The following is a 17,238-nucleotide window of genomic DNA, read 5'->3' on the forward strand; positions in this document are numbered from 1 at the left end:
AGGTGGGAGTTTAACCCGTCAACTTTTTCGCCGCGCCCAAATGGGTAAGCGCCTCTCATTTGCGTTTTGGGATTCCTCTCCTGTCGCGAAGCGACAGGGAGGCTAATTTGGGAATCGGCGACGGCGCGTAGCGCCGAGGCCGACTCCCAAATTGAATGGCACGTGGCGCCACGCCACCGCCCCACGCGCGGTGGAAGGAGCCCGCCCTCAAGCTGCCGTCTCGGTGAAGCGTTGCTCGCGGATGACGGTGATTTTTATCGTGCTCGGGTAATCGAGCTCGGCCTCGACGCGTTGGCGCAACTCGCGCGCGATCTCGCGAGCGCGATCATCATCGACCGCATCGGGCGCCACGACGACGCGGATCTCGCGGCCCGCCTGAATCGCGAAGGACTGCTGCACGCCCTTGATTGCATTTGCCAAATTCTCCAGCCGCTCCAGCCGCTGGATGTAGCTCATGACACTCTCGGCTCGCGCGCCTGGGCGCACCGCGGAAATCGTGTCGGCGAGGATGACGATGCCCGCGTAAATCGTCTCCGGCTTCACTTCCTCGTGGTGCGCCTCGACCGCGTTTACCACGATCGGCGTCTCGCCGTAGCGCTTGATAAAGGCCGCGCCGACTCGCGCGTGGCTGCCCTCGTAGCCTGCGGGTGCCGCCTTGCCGATGTCGTGCAAGAGGGCGGCGCGCTTGGCGATATTGGGGTCGAGCCCCAGCTCGCTGGCGATCATCGAGGCCAGCAGCGCGCACTCCACCAGGTGGTCGAGGACGTTTTGGTTGTAGGCGAAGCGGTACTTCAGCTTGCCCAGCAGGCTGATGATCTCGGGGTGCAGGCCGTTGATGTTGAGGCGCGTCACGGTCTCCTCACCCGCGAGATCGGCGCTAGAGCTGATCTCGGTCTGCGCTGTTTTTACAAACTCCTCAATCGTGGCCGGGTGGATGCGGCCATCCTTGACGAGCGCTTCGAGCGCGAGACGGGCGACCTCGCGGCGCATCGGGTCGAAGGAGGAGATCAGGACCGTCTGCGGTGTCTCGTCGATCAGGAGGGTCACGCCAGTCGCCGCCTCGAAGGTTTTGATGTTGCGCCCCTCGCGCCCGATGATCCGCCCCTTCATTTCCTCGCTGGGGAGCTGCACAATCGTCGCCGAAAGATCGTAACTCTGGCGCACGGCCAGCCGCTGCATGACGGTCACCAGCTTGTCGCGCGCTTGCATCTCCAGCTCCTGCTCGGAGCGCTCCATGATCTCGCGGCGCAGGGCGCGCAGCTCGTCCTGGCATTCGAGGATGACCTCCTCGCGCAGGGCGCGCTTCATCGCCTCGGTGTCCATCTGCGAGACGCCCTCCAGACGCTCACGCACGCTCGCCGAAAGCGCGCTGATCGTGTCGCGCGTCTGGCGCACCGCGGCCAGCTCGCGGTTTAGCCGCTCCGTGCGCTGCTCCAGTTGGTAGTCGAGGAGGGACAGCGACTCCTCGTGCGCGCGGATCTCGCGCAGGCGCACCTCCGTGTCGATCTCCCTGGCGGCAAACTCCTCGGCGAGCGCGGCACGCTTTTTGCGGATGCGCTCGGCCGCCTTTTGGCGAATCTCCTCGGCGGCGACCGCCGCCTCGCGCCGCGCCACCTGCACAAGCGTATCGGCATTTTTGCGGGCCTCGCGGCGGATCGATCGGGTGACGAGCCAGACCGACCAGAAGCCGATCCCCATCCCGACCAAGACGTAGACCGCCAAACTCCAGTCGAGCCGCGTACCCGCAGCGAGGAATAGAGTGGCTTGGCTAAACGTGGGCATCAGGAACAGGAGAAGGGAAGACCCTAAGCCGGCCCGCAGACTATTCGAGTATTTAATTGGGAACTTTGCCGCGCAACCACTGTCGCGCCGCGGTTCGGCCCCTCGCCAGCGCAGCACTTTGCCCCAAGCGCGCTACTCCATTTGTGGCACAGAAAACGGCACCGCCCTGAGGGCGCAGGCAGAGACTTCCTCGCACCAGTAAATGGCCATAGCGCAGACGGCAAGCGGGGCATTCGCTAGGTGATTTTTCGCAGGGAGCGGGAAAAGAGTCGATGCGTGGGGGGTAATGGCTTGTTGTGCGCGCCTCTTTTTTTATGCGGCTCCCCACCCTCCTTGTCCTCGCTGCCGGCATGGGTTCGCGCTACGGCGGCCTCAAGCAGCTCGACCCTGTAGGCCCTTCCGGCGAGACCGTGCTCGACTACGGCGTTTACGACGCGCTGCGCGCTGGTTTTGGCCGAGTGGTTTTCGTGATCCGCAGCGATTTTGAGCAACAATTTCGCGAGCAGGTCGCTGCCAAGTATGCGGGCCATGTCGCGGTCGATTGCGCGCACCAATCGCTCGATGCACTGCCCGGCAGCTACGCCGTACCCGCTGGTCGCACAAAGCCTTGGGGCACGGGGCACGCCGTATGGTGCGCGCGCGAGCACATCGCCGAACCCTTTGCGGTAATCAATGCCGACGACTTTTATGGCGCGGAATCATTCGCGCAGCTCGCCCGGTTTTTGACGAGCGGAGCCGTTCACGACGAAGCGCAGGTCCGCGCGGCGATGGTCGGCTTCCGGCTCAAAAATACGCTTTCGGAAAATGGCGCGGTCTCACGCGGCATCTGCCGCGTCGATGCAACGGGCCAGCTCCAATCAATTGAGGAGCACACCGGCATCCACGCGGGCCAAGTCGGCAGCAGCCGCGACGGCTCCAGGACAGACGCCAACGCGACAAATCGCATGACAAGCAGTGCAGCACGCTCCACTACCTCCGTGGAAATCGCAACCGCCGTCGAAACTGGTGCCGCAACTGCACCGCACTATTCGGGCGAGGAAGTGGTCTCGATGAATTGCTGGGGATTCTCGCCCCGGCTTTTTGCAGAACTGGACGCGCAACTGCACGAGTTTCTCGGCGCGCACGGAGCCCAGCCCAAGAGCGAATTCTACCTGCCCGCCGCGGTTTCAACCTTGATCGCGCGCGGCGCGGCAACCGTACAGCTCCTGCCCACGAGCAGCCAGTGGTTCGGCGTCACCTATCGCGAAGACCGCCCGCGAGTGGTCGCCCAGCTCGCCGCACTCGTCGCCCAAGGGACTTACCCGAAGAAGCTTTTCTAAAACCCCGCCCCGCTCCCTCAGCTCCGCTTTCCCCCAAAACCTCACCCCAAGAAAACCAACCCCGATGAGCACTACCCCAGCTCCGCAAAACCTCGCCGATACGCTCGCGGCCTTCGCGCTCGAAGGCCGCTTCCTGAGCGCCGCCCCCTACGGCAGCGGCCACATCAACGACACCTTTCAAGTCCTCTGCGAAACCCGACTTGGCCGGCCCAAACGCTACATCGCGCAGCGGATCAACGACCGGATTTTCAGAAACGTACCCGCGCTGATGGATAACATCCAGCGCGTGACGGCGCACCTCGGGCAGACGAGTGCCGGCAGCTCAACCGCTCCGCGCAAAACCGCCGCCGCGCCCGAAGGCAGCGCCGACCGCCAGCTCCGCCTCATCCTCACACGCGACGCGGCGCCTTACACCCGCGATGCGGAGGGCGGCTGGTGGCGCGTCTACGACTTTATCGAAGCCGCCCACACGATCGATCGCGTCACTGCACCCGCCCAAGCCCGCGAGGCGGCGCGCGCCTTTGGCGATTTCCAGGCACAGCTCGCCGAGCTCCCCGGCCCGCGCCTGCACGAGACGATCCCCCACTTCCACAACACCCGCCTCCGCTTCGAGAGCTTCCGCGCCGCACTCGCCAGCGACCCGCTCGGACGCGCCGCCGCCGCGCGCGCCGAGATCGACTTCGCGCTCTCGCTCGAAAGCGAGTGCGACCGCCTCCTCGACCTGTTTGCCCGCGGCGAAGTCTCCGAACGCATCACCCACAACGACACCAAGATCAACAACGTGATGCTCGACGATGCCACCGGCCGCGCTGTCGCCGTCATCGACTTCGACACGCTGATGCCCGGGCTACCGCTCTACGACTTCGGAGACATGGTGCGCACCGCCGCCAGCTCGACTCTCGAGGATGATCCCGAGCCCGCCAACATGCGCCTCGAGATCCCGCTCTTCGCCGCACTCGTCGAAGGCTACATGGGCTCCCATATCGGCCCCATGCTCAGCCCCGCCGAGCTCGCGCACCTCGGCTTCGCCGGAAAACTCATGACCTACGAAACCGGCCTGCGATTCCTCGCCGACCACCTCCAAGGCGACGTGTATTTCAAAACCCACTACGCCGAGCACAACCTCGTGCGCGCACGCACCCAGTTTGCCCTCGTGCGCAGCATCGACACGCAAGCCGATGCCATTAACCGCATCCTCGACCGTACCTGACTCAACGAGCAAGAACGCCCACACGCGTGAGCCAGGTGCGACACGCACCTCACACGCTGGGCGCGCTACTCCAGCACACCCGCGCGCACACGCGCTGCCGTTCCCCCCACCCAAAGTTGTGCCGCAAACGCGCTCGCACTCGCGCTCCATCTCCGTAAATCCACCGTCCCATGAAATTCTCACACCCCAACGCCGACATCTACCTGCCCGAGACCAGCGACTCCGCGCAGCTTGAGCCCGCCGCCGCGCTCGCCCGCACCACACACCTCTGCGTCCTCGCCCACCCCGATGACATCGAGATCAACGCCTACCCCGCCGTCGCCGAGTGCTACGACCGGCCCGACCGGCACCTCACCGGCGTCATCGTAAACGACGGCGCAGGCAGCGCCCGCGAAGGCGCCTTTGCCCACTTCACCAACGACCAGATGCGCGCCACGCGGATCGAGGAGCAACGCGCCGCCGCCCGCCTCGGCCGCTACAACCTGCAAATCCAGCTCTCCCACCCCAACACCGCCGCCAAGGACCCGCACAACGCCGACGTGCAAGCCGACCTGCACGCCATCTTCTCCGGCTGCCGCCCCCAGATCGTCTACCTGCACCAGCCACTCGACAAACACGACACCCACGTCGCCACGCTCCTGCACTGCCTCAAGGCCATCCGCGCCCTCCCGCCCGAGGCGCGCCCCAAGAAAATCTTCGGCGTCGAAGGCTGGCGCGGCCTGGAGTGGATCCTCGACGCCGATAAAGTCGCACTCGACGCCAGCGGTCACCCCGAGCTCAAGCTCCCGCTCATCCAGGTCTTCGCCTCGCAAGTCGCGGGCGGCAAACGCTACGACGAAGCCGCCCTCGGCCGCCACCGCTCCAACGCCACCTTCTACGAACCGCTGGCCACCGACTCCTTTACCGAGCTCGCCTGGGCCCTCGACCTGACCCCCCTCGTGCAAGACGGCGCCCCCAGCCTCCAGGACTACTCACTCGGCATCATCGACCGCGTCCGCACCGAAGTCCAAGACCGCCTCACCCGCCTCGGCGCAGTTTGAGGCGGAAACCCTCGCTGCTCATTATATTTGCGGGCCACTCGTTGGCGGACCGACGGCCGCCGCTCTCTATTGCGCCAGCCAAGGGTAACCAGACCCACCGCGCCCGAAGTCGGCCGCCCCGTCAGCAGCTCAATTAAACCTGGCTGCCCAGTTGCACGATTTCGATACCGGCCTCGGCAAGCATGGGTTTGACAAGGGGATCGTTGTGGTAGTCGAGCCGGTAGCAGATCTTGGCGATGCCGGCGGAGGCCAAGATCTTGGCGCAGTTGATGCAGGGGTAATGCGTCACGTAGGCAGTGCAGCCTTCGACCGAGGAGCCGCGCCGCGCCGCATCGGAGATCGCGTTTTGCTCGGCGTGGACGGTCGCTTGTTCGTGGCCGTCGCGCATGAGGGAGCTGTGCGGCGAGCCGGGCAAGTGGCCGTTGTAGCCTGCGGCGACGATCCGGTTTTTATGCGTCTGCCCGGCAGTCACGATCACACAGCCCACGTTGAGCCGCTCGCAGGTCGAGCGCGTCGAGATCAGAACCGCAGTCGCCATAAAATACTCATCCCAGGTCGGGCGGCGCTCAAAGCTCGCTGCTGCTGCTGCCACGAGCTCGACCGGTGAGGCCGAAGAAGCCCGCGAGGAGCAGGGAGGGCGTGAGGGCGCGCAGTCCTCATTTTGGGGCGTTTGTTGTGGCGGCAGTGAATCACTCATGGGCACCCTCAGCGCTACGGAGCGCACTCAAGAAAATCCACCTCGAAACTTTTACGAAACCTCCAAGCCTGACAGCGAGTCCGACTCTGCCACTACCATTCTTTATGCCTCCTACTACTGCCGAACTCGTCGCCTACTGTGACCAACGCACCCGCCGCAGCGCCTTTGTCGATGCCGCTGCCGCGCACAACGGCTTGCAAGTCGCCAACTCGGGCAAGGTCACGCGGATCGGCGCCGCAGTCGATGCGGGCCTCATCCCTTTCCAAAAAGCGGCAGCGGCAGGCGTGGATTTCCTGCTCGTGCACCACGGCATGTATTGGGACATGCCGCGGCCACTGGTCGGCCCGGTCTACGAGCGTGTCGCCACGCTCATCCGCGCCGATTGCGCGCTGTACTCCAGCCACCTGCCGCTGGATGCGCACCCCGAGATCGGCAACAACGCGCTGATCGCGCGCCAGCTCGGCCTCGCGCCCGAGCGCGGTTTCGCGCCCAACCCGGGCGGCGACATCGGCCTGATCTGCCGCAACTCGCGCCCGCGCGAGGAGCTGGAAGCGCGGCTGCGCGAGCACTACCCGCGCGTGACCGCGATTTGCTACGGCAGTGAGCAGCCCAGCGAAGTCGCCCTGTGCAGCGGCAGCGGTAACAGCGCGCTGCGCGAGCTCGCGGGCAGCCACGTCGATACGCTCATCACGGGCGAGCTGCGCGAAGAGCACTTCAACCTCGCCCAAGAAAGCCGGCTCAACCTGTACCTCTGCGGCCACTACGCGACCGAGACGCACGGCGTGCGCGCGCTCGCTGCCGAGCTCGCCGACAAGTTTTCCCTGCCTTGGGAGTTTATCTCTACGGAAAATCCGCTTTAGCCAAATCCACGCTGCCAGCAGCACCCTTAAAAAAACGCCCGACACCTGACAGCGGCCTTCGCCGCACAACGCGCCAATGAAAACAATCGCCATCCTGCACGGCCCCAACCTTGACCGGCTCGGCAAGCGCGAGCCCGAAGTTTACGGGCACGCCACGCTCGCTGACCTGGAGGACTTTATCCGCGTCGGAGCCCGGCAGCGGGGGCTGGGCACCACGTTTTTCCAGTCCGCGAGTGAGGGGGCACTCGTCGATAAAATCCACGCGCTGACGGACGAGGGCATCGCCGGCTTCATCGTCAACTTCGGCGCCTACTCGCACACCAGTATTGCGCTGCGCGATGCGCTCTCCGCCGCCGAGCTGCCCGCCGTCGAAGTGCACCTCTCCGACATCAAGGCGCGCGAACCCTTTCGCCATCACTCGATGACCGCCGGAGCCTGTCGCGCCATGATCAGCGGCAAAGGCTTTGGCGGCTACGCCGAAGCCCTCGATCAAATCACCCAGTGGCTGTGAACGCGGAAACAGGTAGCGGCCGCCCAACCGCTGGCGCCACGCGGATCGAGGGCGGCGCGGCCCCGGCAGGCACACGGGAAAGCGCAACCGACGAGCCACTCGATCAAAAGGCAGCCCCCGCAGTGCCCGCGCCCGCCGACCCGTGGCTGGTCTGCCACTGCAAGCCGCGCTGCGAAAAGAAGTTTGCCGAGCTGATGCGCGCCCAGCGCTTCGAGCACTACCTGCCACTCATCGGCAGCGAGAGACGCTACGGCACGCGGATCAAGCGCTTCAGCAAACCGCTTTTCCCGGGCTACGTTTTCGCCCAGGTGCCGCGCGAACGGAAGGCGCTCATTTACCAGCAAGACCTGCTCGCGCGCGCCATTGAGGTTGAGGACACGGTGCGGCTGCTCGCGCAGCTCGCCGACATCAAGGCCCTGATCGCCTCGGGACTCGATTTTCGCCTCACTCCGCAACTCGCCAAAGGCCACCGCGTGCGAATCATCAGCGGCCCGCTAAAAGGCGTCGAAGGCCAAGTCGAAGACCCGCACAACCCGCGCGGCGGCGTACTCCTCTCAGTTGATGTTTTGCAACAAGGGCTGCTCGTGCCGATCCCCGCTGTTGACCTGAAAGTGCTGCCCTGAGGGCGCATCACAAAACGAGGTGGATCGCGAGTGCCCCGCCGATGTGAAGCACGGCGCAGGCCAGCAGGGCCGCGGCCACATCGTCCCCCACTACGCCCAAACCATCGGTATATATACAACTGCAACTGGGTAATTTTGGGCTTCCCTACTCGTTGAGCATAACAACACACGTAGGCCACCGCACGCTCAGCAGTGTACACCTCTCCAGTTCTTGTCGCTTCCAGACACGATCACACAGCCAGGGCCAATGTGTAATGACTCCCCCCGCCCCATAATGAAAACACCCACAGTATCCACCTCTTCTATCGCGCCTAGCTTTTCCCTCCCTAATGATCGCTGGCCCGGAAGCTTGGCCGTCAGCGGCAAGACACTTGATGATTTTGTCTCCATCGGAGACGAGGCGCATCCGGACGCCTCGTGGACAGTCCGTGTGTTCCATTCGGTTTCGGAGCCGACTTTGCAAATCCGCGCCCAATGGCGAGCTATCGGGGCCGTCACGGAATGGATTCCCACGCTCGTCAATAACAGTCCCAAGCCTTCCGTACGCATAACCGAAGTACGCTCACTTGCAGCTTCGTGGCCGACGCGCGGCCCGGTGGACTTTTATGGAACCAACGGCTCGGACTCTACGCCTAATGACTATGTCGACCGCACGGAGCTGGATATCGGCGTTGTTGAGCTGATGCCGAAGGGCGGACGCTCGTCGGATGGGATCTTTCCCTTCTTTGCCCTGACAGATAGGCATGACTCCTTGGCCATCGGTATTGGCTGGAGTGGACGGTGGTGTGCCACGCTTCGACACACTAACGGGCTCCTACAGATTGAAGTCGGACTACCGCAGGTTGGGTTCGTGCTGCAGCCGCAGGAGTCGGTGAGGTTGCCTTCGGTATTGCTCGCACGGGCTCCTGGCAAGACGGCTGACCAGGCCCGCCGCGTGGCACGCGCACACATGACCAAGCACGTCGTGCCGAGAGCGGCCGATGGAGGGTCAACTGGCTTTACGGCCTATTCAATGATGTACGATTTCCTCCACGGGAATCCGGTTATTAGCGAAGAAGGCGAGATCGCGGCACTGGAGCAGGCCGCAGCATTGGGATTCGAAACATACTGGGTCGATGCCGGCTGGTACGGGACCCAGCCCAACTGGGTTGAGGAGGTTGGTAGTTGGTACGTGCGGCGCAGCGACTTACCGCGTGGGCTGCGCCCCATCAGCGACCGTGCGCACGAGCGGGGGATGAAGTTCATCTTCTGGATGGAACCAGAGCGGGCACGGCAAAGCAGCGAGTGGGCGCGTGCCCATCCCGAACTCTTCCTCAGCTATCCTGGCCACAACGCTCAGCACGATTGGTGGAAGAAGGACAACGTACTCCTAAACCTCGGCGATCCTCGCGCGGTCGATTTGGCCTTCGCCAAGATCTCCTCCCTGATCACAGAGTTTAATGCGGATATCTTTCGTCAGGATTTCAATACCACGCCGCTTGATGCGTGGTATGCAGCGGATGCGCCTGACCGGGTGGGGATCACGGAGATCAGGTATGTCGAAGGGCTTTATGAGCTATGGGATCGGCTCTTGGCGGCTCACCCCGGCTTGGTGATCGATAATTGCGCGTCGGGCGGGCGGCGGATTGACTTGGAGACCATGCGCCGTTCGGTGCCGCTCTGGCGCAGTGACTATCTGATGGATAAAGGGGGGGCCGAGCTGAATATCGCCAGTCAGCTTCAATGCTGGGGGCTTGGGCACTGGATTCCCGACCATCTGGGAATTATCAAAAGATTTGATGCCTATGCCACCCGGAGCGCACTCTCTACGGCACTCATGGCTTACCGTGCACTGCCTGGCGAGCAGGACCCCGAGTACGCCAATGCCATCGCGGCGATTGCCGAAAACAAACGTCTGCGCCCCTTTATCGGCGAGGAGCGGATCGGCCTGATCGCCCCCTCTTTGGGGAAAGAAGTGTGGATGGCCCTCCAGTACCATCGCCACTCTGACTCCAGCGGAATCATCGTGGCGTTGCGCGGCCCCGATGCCGACTCGGAGACCGTCACGCTGTTCCCCGAACATATTGATGCCAACGCCACCTACCAAGTAACCCGATGGGATGACTACCGCGTGGCTGCCCCAGCTCAGGTAGCTGGGGCAAAGCTCAAAGAAACAGTCATCACAATCGCCCAAACACGCAGCAGCATACTCATTGAATATCAGCGGGTAGGCTGATAAAAACGCGTACACAAAACTCGCGCTCCTTTCTGATAGCGGAGCGCGCGCAGGCATTTGAAGCCCCTCCCTGACCACTCTGGAGTACCACGGCCCCTCTGTGGTTAGGTGTGTAACACGCTCTTCGCCGTAGAGCTTAGCCCCGCCTACTTCCGGGCACTAGCACCTTCCGCGATTACATCACACACTTGCCGAACGGCGCGGTACAGGGGGCGGGGCACACCAACTGTGCACACGTACGCGGGGTCTTTATTTCGTTACTCACAGAGGCCGGAGCATCACAAAACGAGGTGGATCGCGAGTGCCCCGCCGATGTGAAGCACGGCGCAGGCCAGCAGGGCCGCGGCCACATCGTCCACCACTACGCCCAAACCACCGGGCAGCTCCTGGAGCCGCTTGATTCCAAACGGCTTTACGATGTCGAAGAGCCGGAAGAGCGCGAAGCCACTGAGGAAGATCAGCCAGTTTGGCAGCTCGGGTGTGAGCAGCGGCCAGCCCAGAAAACACAGCGGCACGGCGACAAACTCATCGAGGATGATCTCGCCCGGGTCGCGCTTCCCGAGCCGGAACTCCGCCTCGCCACAAATCGCAATCGCCACATAAATGCCAACCGCGCTCAGCAGCAGCGTCCCCAGCACCCCGTAACGCTCGGCAAAAAACACCGTAAAATACAACAGCCCGGCAACACTGCCCCAAGTCCCCGGCGCGGGCAGTCGCCGCCCCAGCGGCCCCAGGGTTGCGCAGTTAAGCACCACCGCCGTTGCCAAAAACTTCGGCCAGAGAGGTTGCTTAAACGCCTTCATGGAGAGTCCGAAATCGCCAAACGCACAGGTCACTGTTTTCGCCCGGCGCGGCTCAGTCGCGAACGACGTAGCCGTGCTTGCGCCAATACGACCAACCGGAAGTGATCGCGAGCAGCACCGAGGCGCCGAAAAAGACGAGTCCGGTCGTGTGCACCACCGCCATCCCCAGCCCGGGCTCACCCTCCACAAAGTCGCGCACAAACATCCGCCAGCCCAGCAGCCAGCCTATCGCATTGAGCTGTAAAAACGTCTTCAGCTTCCCGCCCCCATCGGCCTCGACCACCACGCCCTTGCTCGCGGCGACCATCCGCAGCCCCGAGACGATGAACTCGCGCCCGATCACGCACAGCAGCAGCACCATCGCCGTCGTCCGCCACGCCATGAAGTAGCCGCCGTTGACCAGCGCGACCATCAGCCCGATCACCATCACCTTATCGATCACCGCGTCCATGAAGCGGCCAAAAGTGGACACTTGCCCTCCGCTGCGCGCCAACTTCCCATCCAGCCAATCCGAAAACGCCGCCGCGATAAATAGCCAGAAAGCCGCCGTCGCGCCCCACCGAAAATCGCCATACATCAATGCCACGATCGCAAACAGCGCAGGAACACGGGAAACCGTCAGGATATTGGGTAGAGTAAAACGCACGCCGCCGCCGAAAACACACCGCCGCGCCGACCGCATCAACGGTTTTCTATGGCCAACTCTCCCACTCCACTTGCCTGTTAACATCCGCTTGACTCTCCCACGCGCCCGCTCTGCCGACGCCCAATTTCGCACCAAACCGCCCACACAAGGCCCCCCTTGCCCATGACCTTCACCGACACCCCCTCACCGCGCCTACCCCGCCTCGCCGCACTCGCACTCGGCCTTTTCGCTATCAACACCGCGCCTCTACCTGTGCACGCACAAGGCCAGCCGCCACCGCCAGCGTACTCTATTGCCACCGTGGCCCACCCCATCGACTTTCGCCTGCTCGCCGCCCGCGCCACGATCAACAAGCGCGACTACGTGCTCTCCGATCAACATCCGCCGCTAGTCACTCCTGTGGGCGAAAACCTCTACCGGCTCGAGCTCCACCTGAGGCGCAACTCCCGGAAAAGCTGGCGCGGCGAAGAAAAAGTCAGCGTTCACTTTTTCTACGACGGGTTCGCCCTCACCTTTTTCGGCGACCGCAACCGCAACGAACGCCCCGACCAACGCGAAGGCCGCCAAGAGCACCTCATCCGCCACAAAGAAGAAGTCGTGACTGAGGGCAACCGCAGCTTTGTACGCCCGGTTGAGTTGCTCATTGAGCTAGGGCGCGGCGAAGTCAGCTCGCCTTCCAGCCTGCGCTCCCTCCAGCTCCATCTCATCTTCCCGCAATAGCGACAACCGCCACGCTGGCCCAAGCACTCAGCCACGCTAAGGGTAGACGCCACCGCCGCCCAATTCCCTCGCAACGACCGCCACTCTTCCGAATGCACCACTGCATCTACCCGGGCACCTTTGACCCGATCACCAACGGCCACCTCGACGTGCTCGCGCGCGCCGCGAAGCTCTTCGACCACGTCACCATCGCCATCGCCCGCAGCTCCACAAAGGCGCCCTTCTTCAGCGTCGAGCTGCGCCTCTCCATGGTGCAGGCCACGATCAAAGACCTGCCCAACGTCAGCGTCACCGTCTTTGACGGGCTCCTCGTGGACTTCGCCCTCGCGCAAAACGCGCAAGCCATCATCCGCGGGCTGCGCGCGCTCTCCGACTTCGAGTTCGAGTTTAATATGGCGCTCATGAACCGCCACCTGCAACCCGCACTCGAAACCCTCTTCGTCATGCCCAGCGAGCAGTTCAGCTACACCAGCTCCACCCTCGTCAAACAAGTCGCCAAGTACGGCGGTGACGTCTCCCACTTCGTCCCGCCCATCGTCGCCACCGCCCTCAAGCGCGCCGCCGAATCCCGCGGCCATATCGATTAACCCCGATATCAGCCGCGTACTGCAAATTGCGGCGCGTCATAAAACGGGACCTCGACTCCGCGCCGCCGGAATCACACAGCCATATCGATTGGGGCGCAGCCCCTTTTATTTGGCACAACTCCTGCTGGTCGCGCGTCGGGCTCTGAGGAGCAGTGCGGCGCAGGCACGTTTGTACCCGCGGCGAGGCAGAGGACGTGTCGCTAACAGCGACACGCCCCACGGAACCAGTCGAACGACCGCGCTGCCAATGAAAACAGTCGAAGGCCGCAAAAAGGCACTCTGCGCACGAAACCGGCCTGTGGGCTTACCGTCTTGTCGCCGTCCCTGCTTCCCCGCTGCCGCCCGCAGCAGCGGTAACACGCACGCTTTTTCAAACACGCTCACCGACTCAGCGCACACACCCTCAACCCACGCCCCATCCGCCGCATGGCCCGCAAAAAACGCTCCCCCCTCCGCAAGCTCCTGCTCCTCCTCGTCCTCGTGGGCCTCGGCCTCGGGTTCTGGATGCGCAATCGAAGTAGTGCCGAGACCAACGCCGTATTTACCACCACGAGCGTCGAGCGCGGCGACATGGCCCAGATCGTCACCGCCACGGGCCAGCTCGAGCCCGTCACCTCCATCCAAGTCGGCAGCCAAGTCTCCGGCCTCATTACAGAGGTGCTCGTCGACTTTAATTCGCCGGTCAAGGAGGGCCAGCTCATCGCTCGCATCGACCCGGCGACCTACGAGCAGCGGCTGCGCCAGGTCGAGGCCGACCTCGCCAGCTCCCAGGCCAACCACGCCCTCGTGCGGCTCAACACCGAGCGCACCCGCGAGCTGCGCGAGCGCAACCTCGTCTCCCAGCAAGAGCTCGACCAGGCCGAGGCCAACCTCAAGCAGGCCGAGGCCAACCTGCTGACCCGCGAGGCCAGCGTCGAAAACGCCCGCGTCGACCTCGACCGCTGCTCCATCTACGCGCCGGTCGACGGCATCGTCCTCGACCGCCAGATTGAGGTCGGCCGCACCGTCGCTGCCAGCCTCAATGCCCCCGTCCTCTTCATCATCGCTGCCGACCTGACCCAGATGCAGATCAACGCGCTGATCTCCGAGGCCGACATCGGCCAGATCGTCCAGAACCAGCGCGTCAATTTCACCGTCGATGCCTTCCCTGATCGCCAGTTCCGCGGCCGCATCGTCCAGATCCGCAACTCGCCCACCACCTCGTCCAACGTCGTCAACTACCAGACCATCATCCAGGTCGCCAACGACGACCTGAAGCTCAAGCCAGGCATGACGGCCAACGTCTCGGTCATCGTCGCCGAGCGCCAAAACACACTCCGGCTCGCCAATAGCGCGCTGCGCGTGCGCATCCCCGAAGCCCTGCTCCCTCCGCCCGAAGCGCGCGGGGACGCCGCTACCGCTACCGCCAGCTCCACCGACTCGCGCGCACAAATGCAGCAACTCATGCGCGACGCGGGCTTCACCCCGGGCAGCGGCCCGCCCAGCCCCGAAGTCCGCGCACGCATGCAAAAACTGGCTGCCGAACGCGGCATCACCCTCCCCGGCCCGATGGGTGGCGGCGCGGGAGCAGCCGGCGGCCCCGGCGGATTCCGCCGCGCGGCACGCCAAAGCCCCGAAGCCGTGGACGCACCCGTCACGCGCACCGTTTACAAACTCGGCGGCACGCCTCAGCGGCCCGAGGTCATCCCCGTCACCATCAAGACCGGCATCACGGACGGCATCCAGACCGAAGTCATTGAGGGCCTGGAGGAGGGCGATAACCTCATCACCAGCGCGCTCATCACCTCCGGAAAGTCCGCCAAGTCGAGCAGCGCCTCCGCCTCCGGCAACCCCTTCGCCCCTCAACCCGCCCGCCGTCGATGAGCAACACCCCAGTCGTCGAGCTCCGCGACATTCGCAAGACCTACGCCTCGGGCGAGGCCACCGTGCACGCAGTGCGCGGCATCTCCCTGAAAATCGAGCGCGGTGAGTTCGTCGCCATCATGGGGGCTTCCGGCTCCGGCAAGTCCACCCTCATGAACACCATCGGCTGCCTCGATCGCCCCACCTCCGGCCAATACTTGCTCGATGGCGTCGACGTTTCCGGACTCGACCGCGATGAGCTCGCCGACATCCGCAACCGCAAGCTCGGCTTCGTTTTCCAGGGCTTTAACCTGCTCAGCCGCACCACCGCGCTGGAAAACGTAGAGCTGCCCATGCTCTACCGCGAAGACCACCCCTCCCGCCAGGAGCGGCGCGAGCGCGCCATGCGCAGCCTCGAAATCGTGGGGCTGGCCCAGCGCGCACACCACTACTCCTCGCAGCTCTCCGGCGGCCAGCAGCAGCGCGTAGCAATCGCCCGCGCCATCGCCAACCAGCCGCAAGTGCTCCTCGCCGACGAGCCCACCGGCAACCTCGATAGCAAAACCTCCATCGAGATCATGGGCGTCTTCCAGCGCCTGAACGACGAAGGCATGACCATCATCATGGTCACGCACGAGCCCGACATCGCCCGCTTCTGCAAGCGCGACCTGCTCGTGCGCGACGGCCTCGTCGTCAACGACGTCGCGGTCTCCCCGCGCACCCTCGCCGATGAGGAGATGGCTCGCTACCTCGCCACCACCCCGCGCGATTCAAGCGGCGACTCTGCCGAAAACGCCGCTGCCTAGCTGACAGTCCCACACACACTCTCTCTCCCACTCAACCCCCTGAAGCCCCGGACCGTCGGCAACGACGACGCGCCCAATAAAACAACCGAAGATTGTGAGAATCGGCATCACCATCGCCATCGCCTTCCAGGCCCTTCGACGCAACGTCATGCGCTCGACCCTCACCGCGCTGGGGATCATCATCGGCGTCGCCGCCGTCATTGCGATGGTCGGCATCGGCAACGGCGCAAAATCCCAGGTCGAAGCCCAAATCGCCGGCCTCGGCCAAAACATCATCCTCGTATGGCCCGGCACCAGTAATACAGGCGGGCTGCGCGGTGGCTGGGGCTCTGGCAGCAGCCTCACTCGCGCCGACGCCACGGCCATCGCCCGCGAAATTCCGGGCGTCATCGGCGTCAGCTCCGAGATGCGGAGCGGTGCCCAAGTCGTTGCCAACGGGCTTAACTGGCGCACCCAAGTTTACGGGGAGGAGATAGACTACCTGCAGATCCGCAGTTGGCCGCTCGCCTCCGGAGTGATGTTTACCGAACAGGAGCAAAACCGCAGCGCCAAGGTCGCCGTCATCGGCCAGACCGTCGCCGAACAGCTCTTCCCCGATGAAGATCCCATCGGCAAAACGATCCGTCTTTTTAACTTCACCCCCTTACGCGTCATCGGCGTGCTCAGCCCCAAAGGCTTCAACTCCTTCGGCCAAGATCAGGACGACGTCGTTATCATCCCCATCACCAGTTTCCTGAGCCGCATCACCTGGCAGCGAAACCTCGCCTCGATCCTCGTACAGGCCGATGCGCCCGAGCACATGGAGCGCATCCAGGAGGGCATCCACGACCTGCTCGCCGAGCGCCGCCCGGGCGGGCGCGTGGACTTCACCGTGCGCAACCAGGTCGAGATCGCCGAGGCCGCCACCGCCACCACGCGCACCATGACGCTGCTCCTCGGCGCAATCGCCGGCGTCTCGCTCCTCGTCGGTGGCATCGGCATCATGAACATCATGCTCGTGAGCGTCACCGAGCGCACCCGCGAAATCGGCATCCGCCTCGCGATAGGCGCGCGCAGCCGCGACGTCATGCTCCAGTTCCTCACCGAGGCCGTAGTCCTCAGCGCCTTCGGCGGCCTGCTCGGCATCAGCCTCGGCGTCGGCATGTCGCAGCTCATGTCGCACCTCAACGGCTGGCCCACCCTCATCTCCAGCGACTCGATGCTGATCGCCTTCGCCTTCAGCGCCGCTGTGGGAATCTTCTTCGGCTACTACCCCGCGCGCAAAGCCGCCCTCCTCGACCCTATCGACGCCCTCCGCTACGAGTGAAGAGAGGCGAGGCGCCACTTGCCGTTGAATTTGCGATTTTGTCCGTGCGCTGCGCGTCCGCCCAAAATCGCAAATTTAACGAGACCTCCCCCTGTCGCGTTGCGACACGCTCTTCGAGCGTTCCATTTTGCGAGCCGCTCGTTGGCGGCTCGTCAGGTGCCTCATCTCGTGCGCGAATGAAGCGAAAACCCATTGAGGCGCGGCGAAAGAGTTTACGGGTATAATCTCCAGCCCGACCGGAGGTCGGGCATTCCCTACTGTACGGCTTTTG

16 protein-coding genes are annotated in these 17,238 nt (G+C 63.9%); 12 read left to right on the top strand and 4 right to left on the bottom strand.

The annotated features are described in order from the left end of the window. Positions 1–207: 207 nt before the first annotated feature. Positions 208–1,782 (bottom strand): ribonuclease Y, encoded by a 1,575-nt coding sequence (rny, locus tag AXK11_RS06220; protein ID WP_082780967.1) that lies wholly within the window; start codon positions 1,780–1,782, stop codon positions 208–210. 314 nt (positions 1,783–2,096) lie between these two features. Between rny and AXK11_RS06225 the strand changes: the two genes are divergently transcribed. The 3 genes from AXK11_RS06225 (at position 2,097) to AXK11_RS06235 (ending at position 5,351) form a co-directional block, all read left to right on the top strand. Beyond that, positions 2,097–3,101: a nucleotidyltransferase family protein gene (locus tag AXK11_RS06225; protein WP_068630414.1), complete on the top strand. Its 1,005-nt coding sequence runs from the start codon at positions 2,097–2,099 to the stop codon at positions 3,099–3,101. A 64-nt stretch (positions 3,102–3,165) separates the two neighbouring features. Beyond that, positions 3,166–4,311 carry a phosphotransferase enzyme family protein gene (locus AXK11_RS06230; RefSeq protein WP_068630389.1) on the top strand — a complete coding sequence of 382 codons (1,146 nt, stop codon included), beginning with the start codon at positions 3,166–3,168 and terminating at the stop codon, positions 4,309–4,311. A 170-nt stretch (positions 4,312–4,481) separates the two neighbouring features. Next, a complete protein-coding gene (locus tag AXK11_RS06235; protein ID WP_068630391.1) occupies positions 4,482–5,351 on the top strand; it encodes a PIG-L deacetylase family protein in 870 nt (289 codons plus the stop codon). A 133-nt stretch (positions 5,352–5,484) separates the two neighbouring features. Here the strand turns inward: AXK11_RS06235 and AXK11_RS06240 are convergent, their stop codons facing one another. Continuing rightward, positions 5,485–6,048, bottom strand: a complete 564-nt coding sequence (locus AXK11_RS06240; protein ID WP_082780968.1) for a deoxycytidylate deaminase — start codon at positions 6,046–6,048, stop codon at positions 5,485–5,487. Positions 6,049–6,152: 104 nt separating this feature from the next. Here AXK11_RS06240 and AXK11_RS06245 point away from each other — a divergent pair, with 104 nt between their 5' ends. From AXK11_RS06245 to AXK11_RS06260, 4 genes are all read left to right on the top strand, one after another. Next, entirely contained in the window at positions 6,153–6,908 is a 756-nt protein-coding gene (locus tag AXK11_RS06245) for a Nif3-like dinuclear metal center hexameric protein (RefSeq protein ID WP_068630397.1), read from the top strand. 76 nt (positions 6,909–6,984) lie between these two features. After that, the gene (locus AXK11_RS06250; protein ID WP_068630399.1) at positions 6,985–7,419 is read left to right on the top strand and encodes a type II 3-dehydroquinate dehydratase; all 435 of its coding nucleotides are present in this window, start codon (positions 6,985–6,987) and stop codon (positions 7,417–7,419) included. Further along, positions 7,416–8,042, top strand: coding sequence for a transcription termination/antitermination protein NusG (gene nusG / locus AXK11_RS06255; RefSeq protein ID WP_231865778.1), 627 nt, complete (start codon positions 7,416–7,418; stop codon positions 8,040–8,042). The genes AXK11_RS06250 and nusG overlap by 4 nt, the downstream gene beginning before the upstream one ends. 274 nt (positions 8,043–8,316) lie before the next feature. Beyond that, the gene (locus tag AXK11_RS06260; RefSeq protein WP_197456825.1) at positions 8,317–10,257 is read left to right on the top strand and encodes a glycoside hydrolase family 36 protein; all 1,941 of its coding nucleotides are present in this window, start codon (positions 8,317–8,319) and stop codon (positions 10,255–10,257) included. Positions 10,258–10,535: 278 nt separating this feature from the next. Here AXK11_RS06260 and AXK11_RS06265 read toward each other — a convergent pair whose 3' ends face one another. Continuing rightward, the gene (locus tag AXK11_RS06265; RefSeq protein WP_082780970.1) at positions 10,536–11,060 is read right to left on the bottom strand and encodes a phosphatidylglycerophosphatase A family protein; all 525 of its coding nucleotides are present in this window, start codon (positions 11,058–11,060) and stop codon (positions 10,536–10,538) included. Positions 11,061–11,112: 52 nt separating this feature from the next. Next, positions 11,113–11,790 carry a CDP-diacylglycerol--glycerol-3-phosphate 3-phosphatidyltransferase gene (gene pgsA, locus AXK11_RS06270; RefSeq protein ID WP_082780971.1) on the bottom strand — a complete coding sequence of 226 codons (678 nt, stop codon included), beginning with the start codon at positions 11,788–11,790 and terminating at the stop codon, positions 11,113–11,115. 78 nt (positions 11,791–11,868) lie between these two features. Between pgsA and AXK11_RS06275 the strand changes: the two genes are divergently transcribed. The 5 genes from AXK11_RS06275 (at position 11,869) to AXK11_RS06295 (ending at position 16,967) form a co-directional block, all read left to right on the top strand. Then, positions 11,869–12,426, top strand: coding sequence for a hypothetical protein (locus AXK11_RS06275; protein ID WP_068630404.1), 558 nt, complete (start codon positions 11,869–11,871; stop codon positions 12,424–12,426). A gap of 92 nt (positions 12,427–12,518) precedes the next feature. Further along, a complete protein-coding gene (coaD, locus tag AXK11_RS06280) occupies positions 12,519–13,013 on the top strand; it encodes a pantetheine-phosphate adenylyltransferase (protein WP_068630406.1) in 495 nt (164 codons plus the stop codon). Positions 13,014–13,439: 426 nt separating this feature from the next. Beyond that, entirely contained in the window at positions 13,440–14,876 is a 1,437-nt protein-coding gene (locus tag AXK11_RS06285; RefSeq protein ID WP_068630407.1) for an efflux RND transporter periplasmic adaptor subunit, read from the top strand. Then, a complete protein-coding gene (locus tag AXK11_RS06290) occupies positions 14,873–15,661 on the top strand; it encodes an ABC transporter ATP-binding protein (protein WP_068630409.1) in 789 nt (262 codons plus the stop codon). The genes AXK11_RS06285 and AXK11_RS06290 overlap by 4 nt, the downstream gene beginning before the upstream one ends. Positions 15,662–15,755: 94 nt before the next feature. Beyond that, entirely contained in the window at positions 15,756–16,967 is a 1,212-nt protein-coding gene (locus AXK11_RS06295; protein ID WP_068630411.1) for an ABC transporter permease, read from the top strand. The last annotated feature ends 271 nt before the right edge of the window (positions 16,968–17,238 follow it).

The organism is Cephaloticoccus primus, assembly GCF_001580015.1.
GTDB lineage: Bacteria > Verrucomicrobiota > Verrucomicrobiia > Opitutales > Opitutaceae > Cephaloticoccus > Cephaloticoccus primus.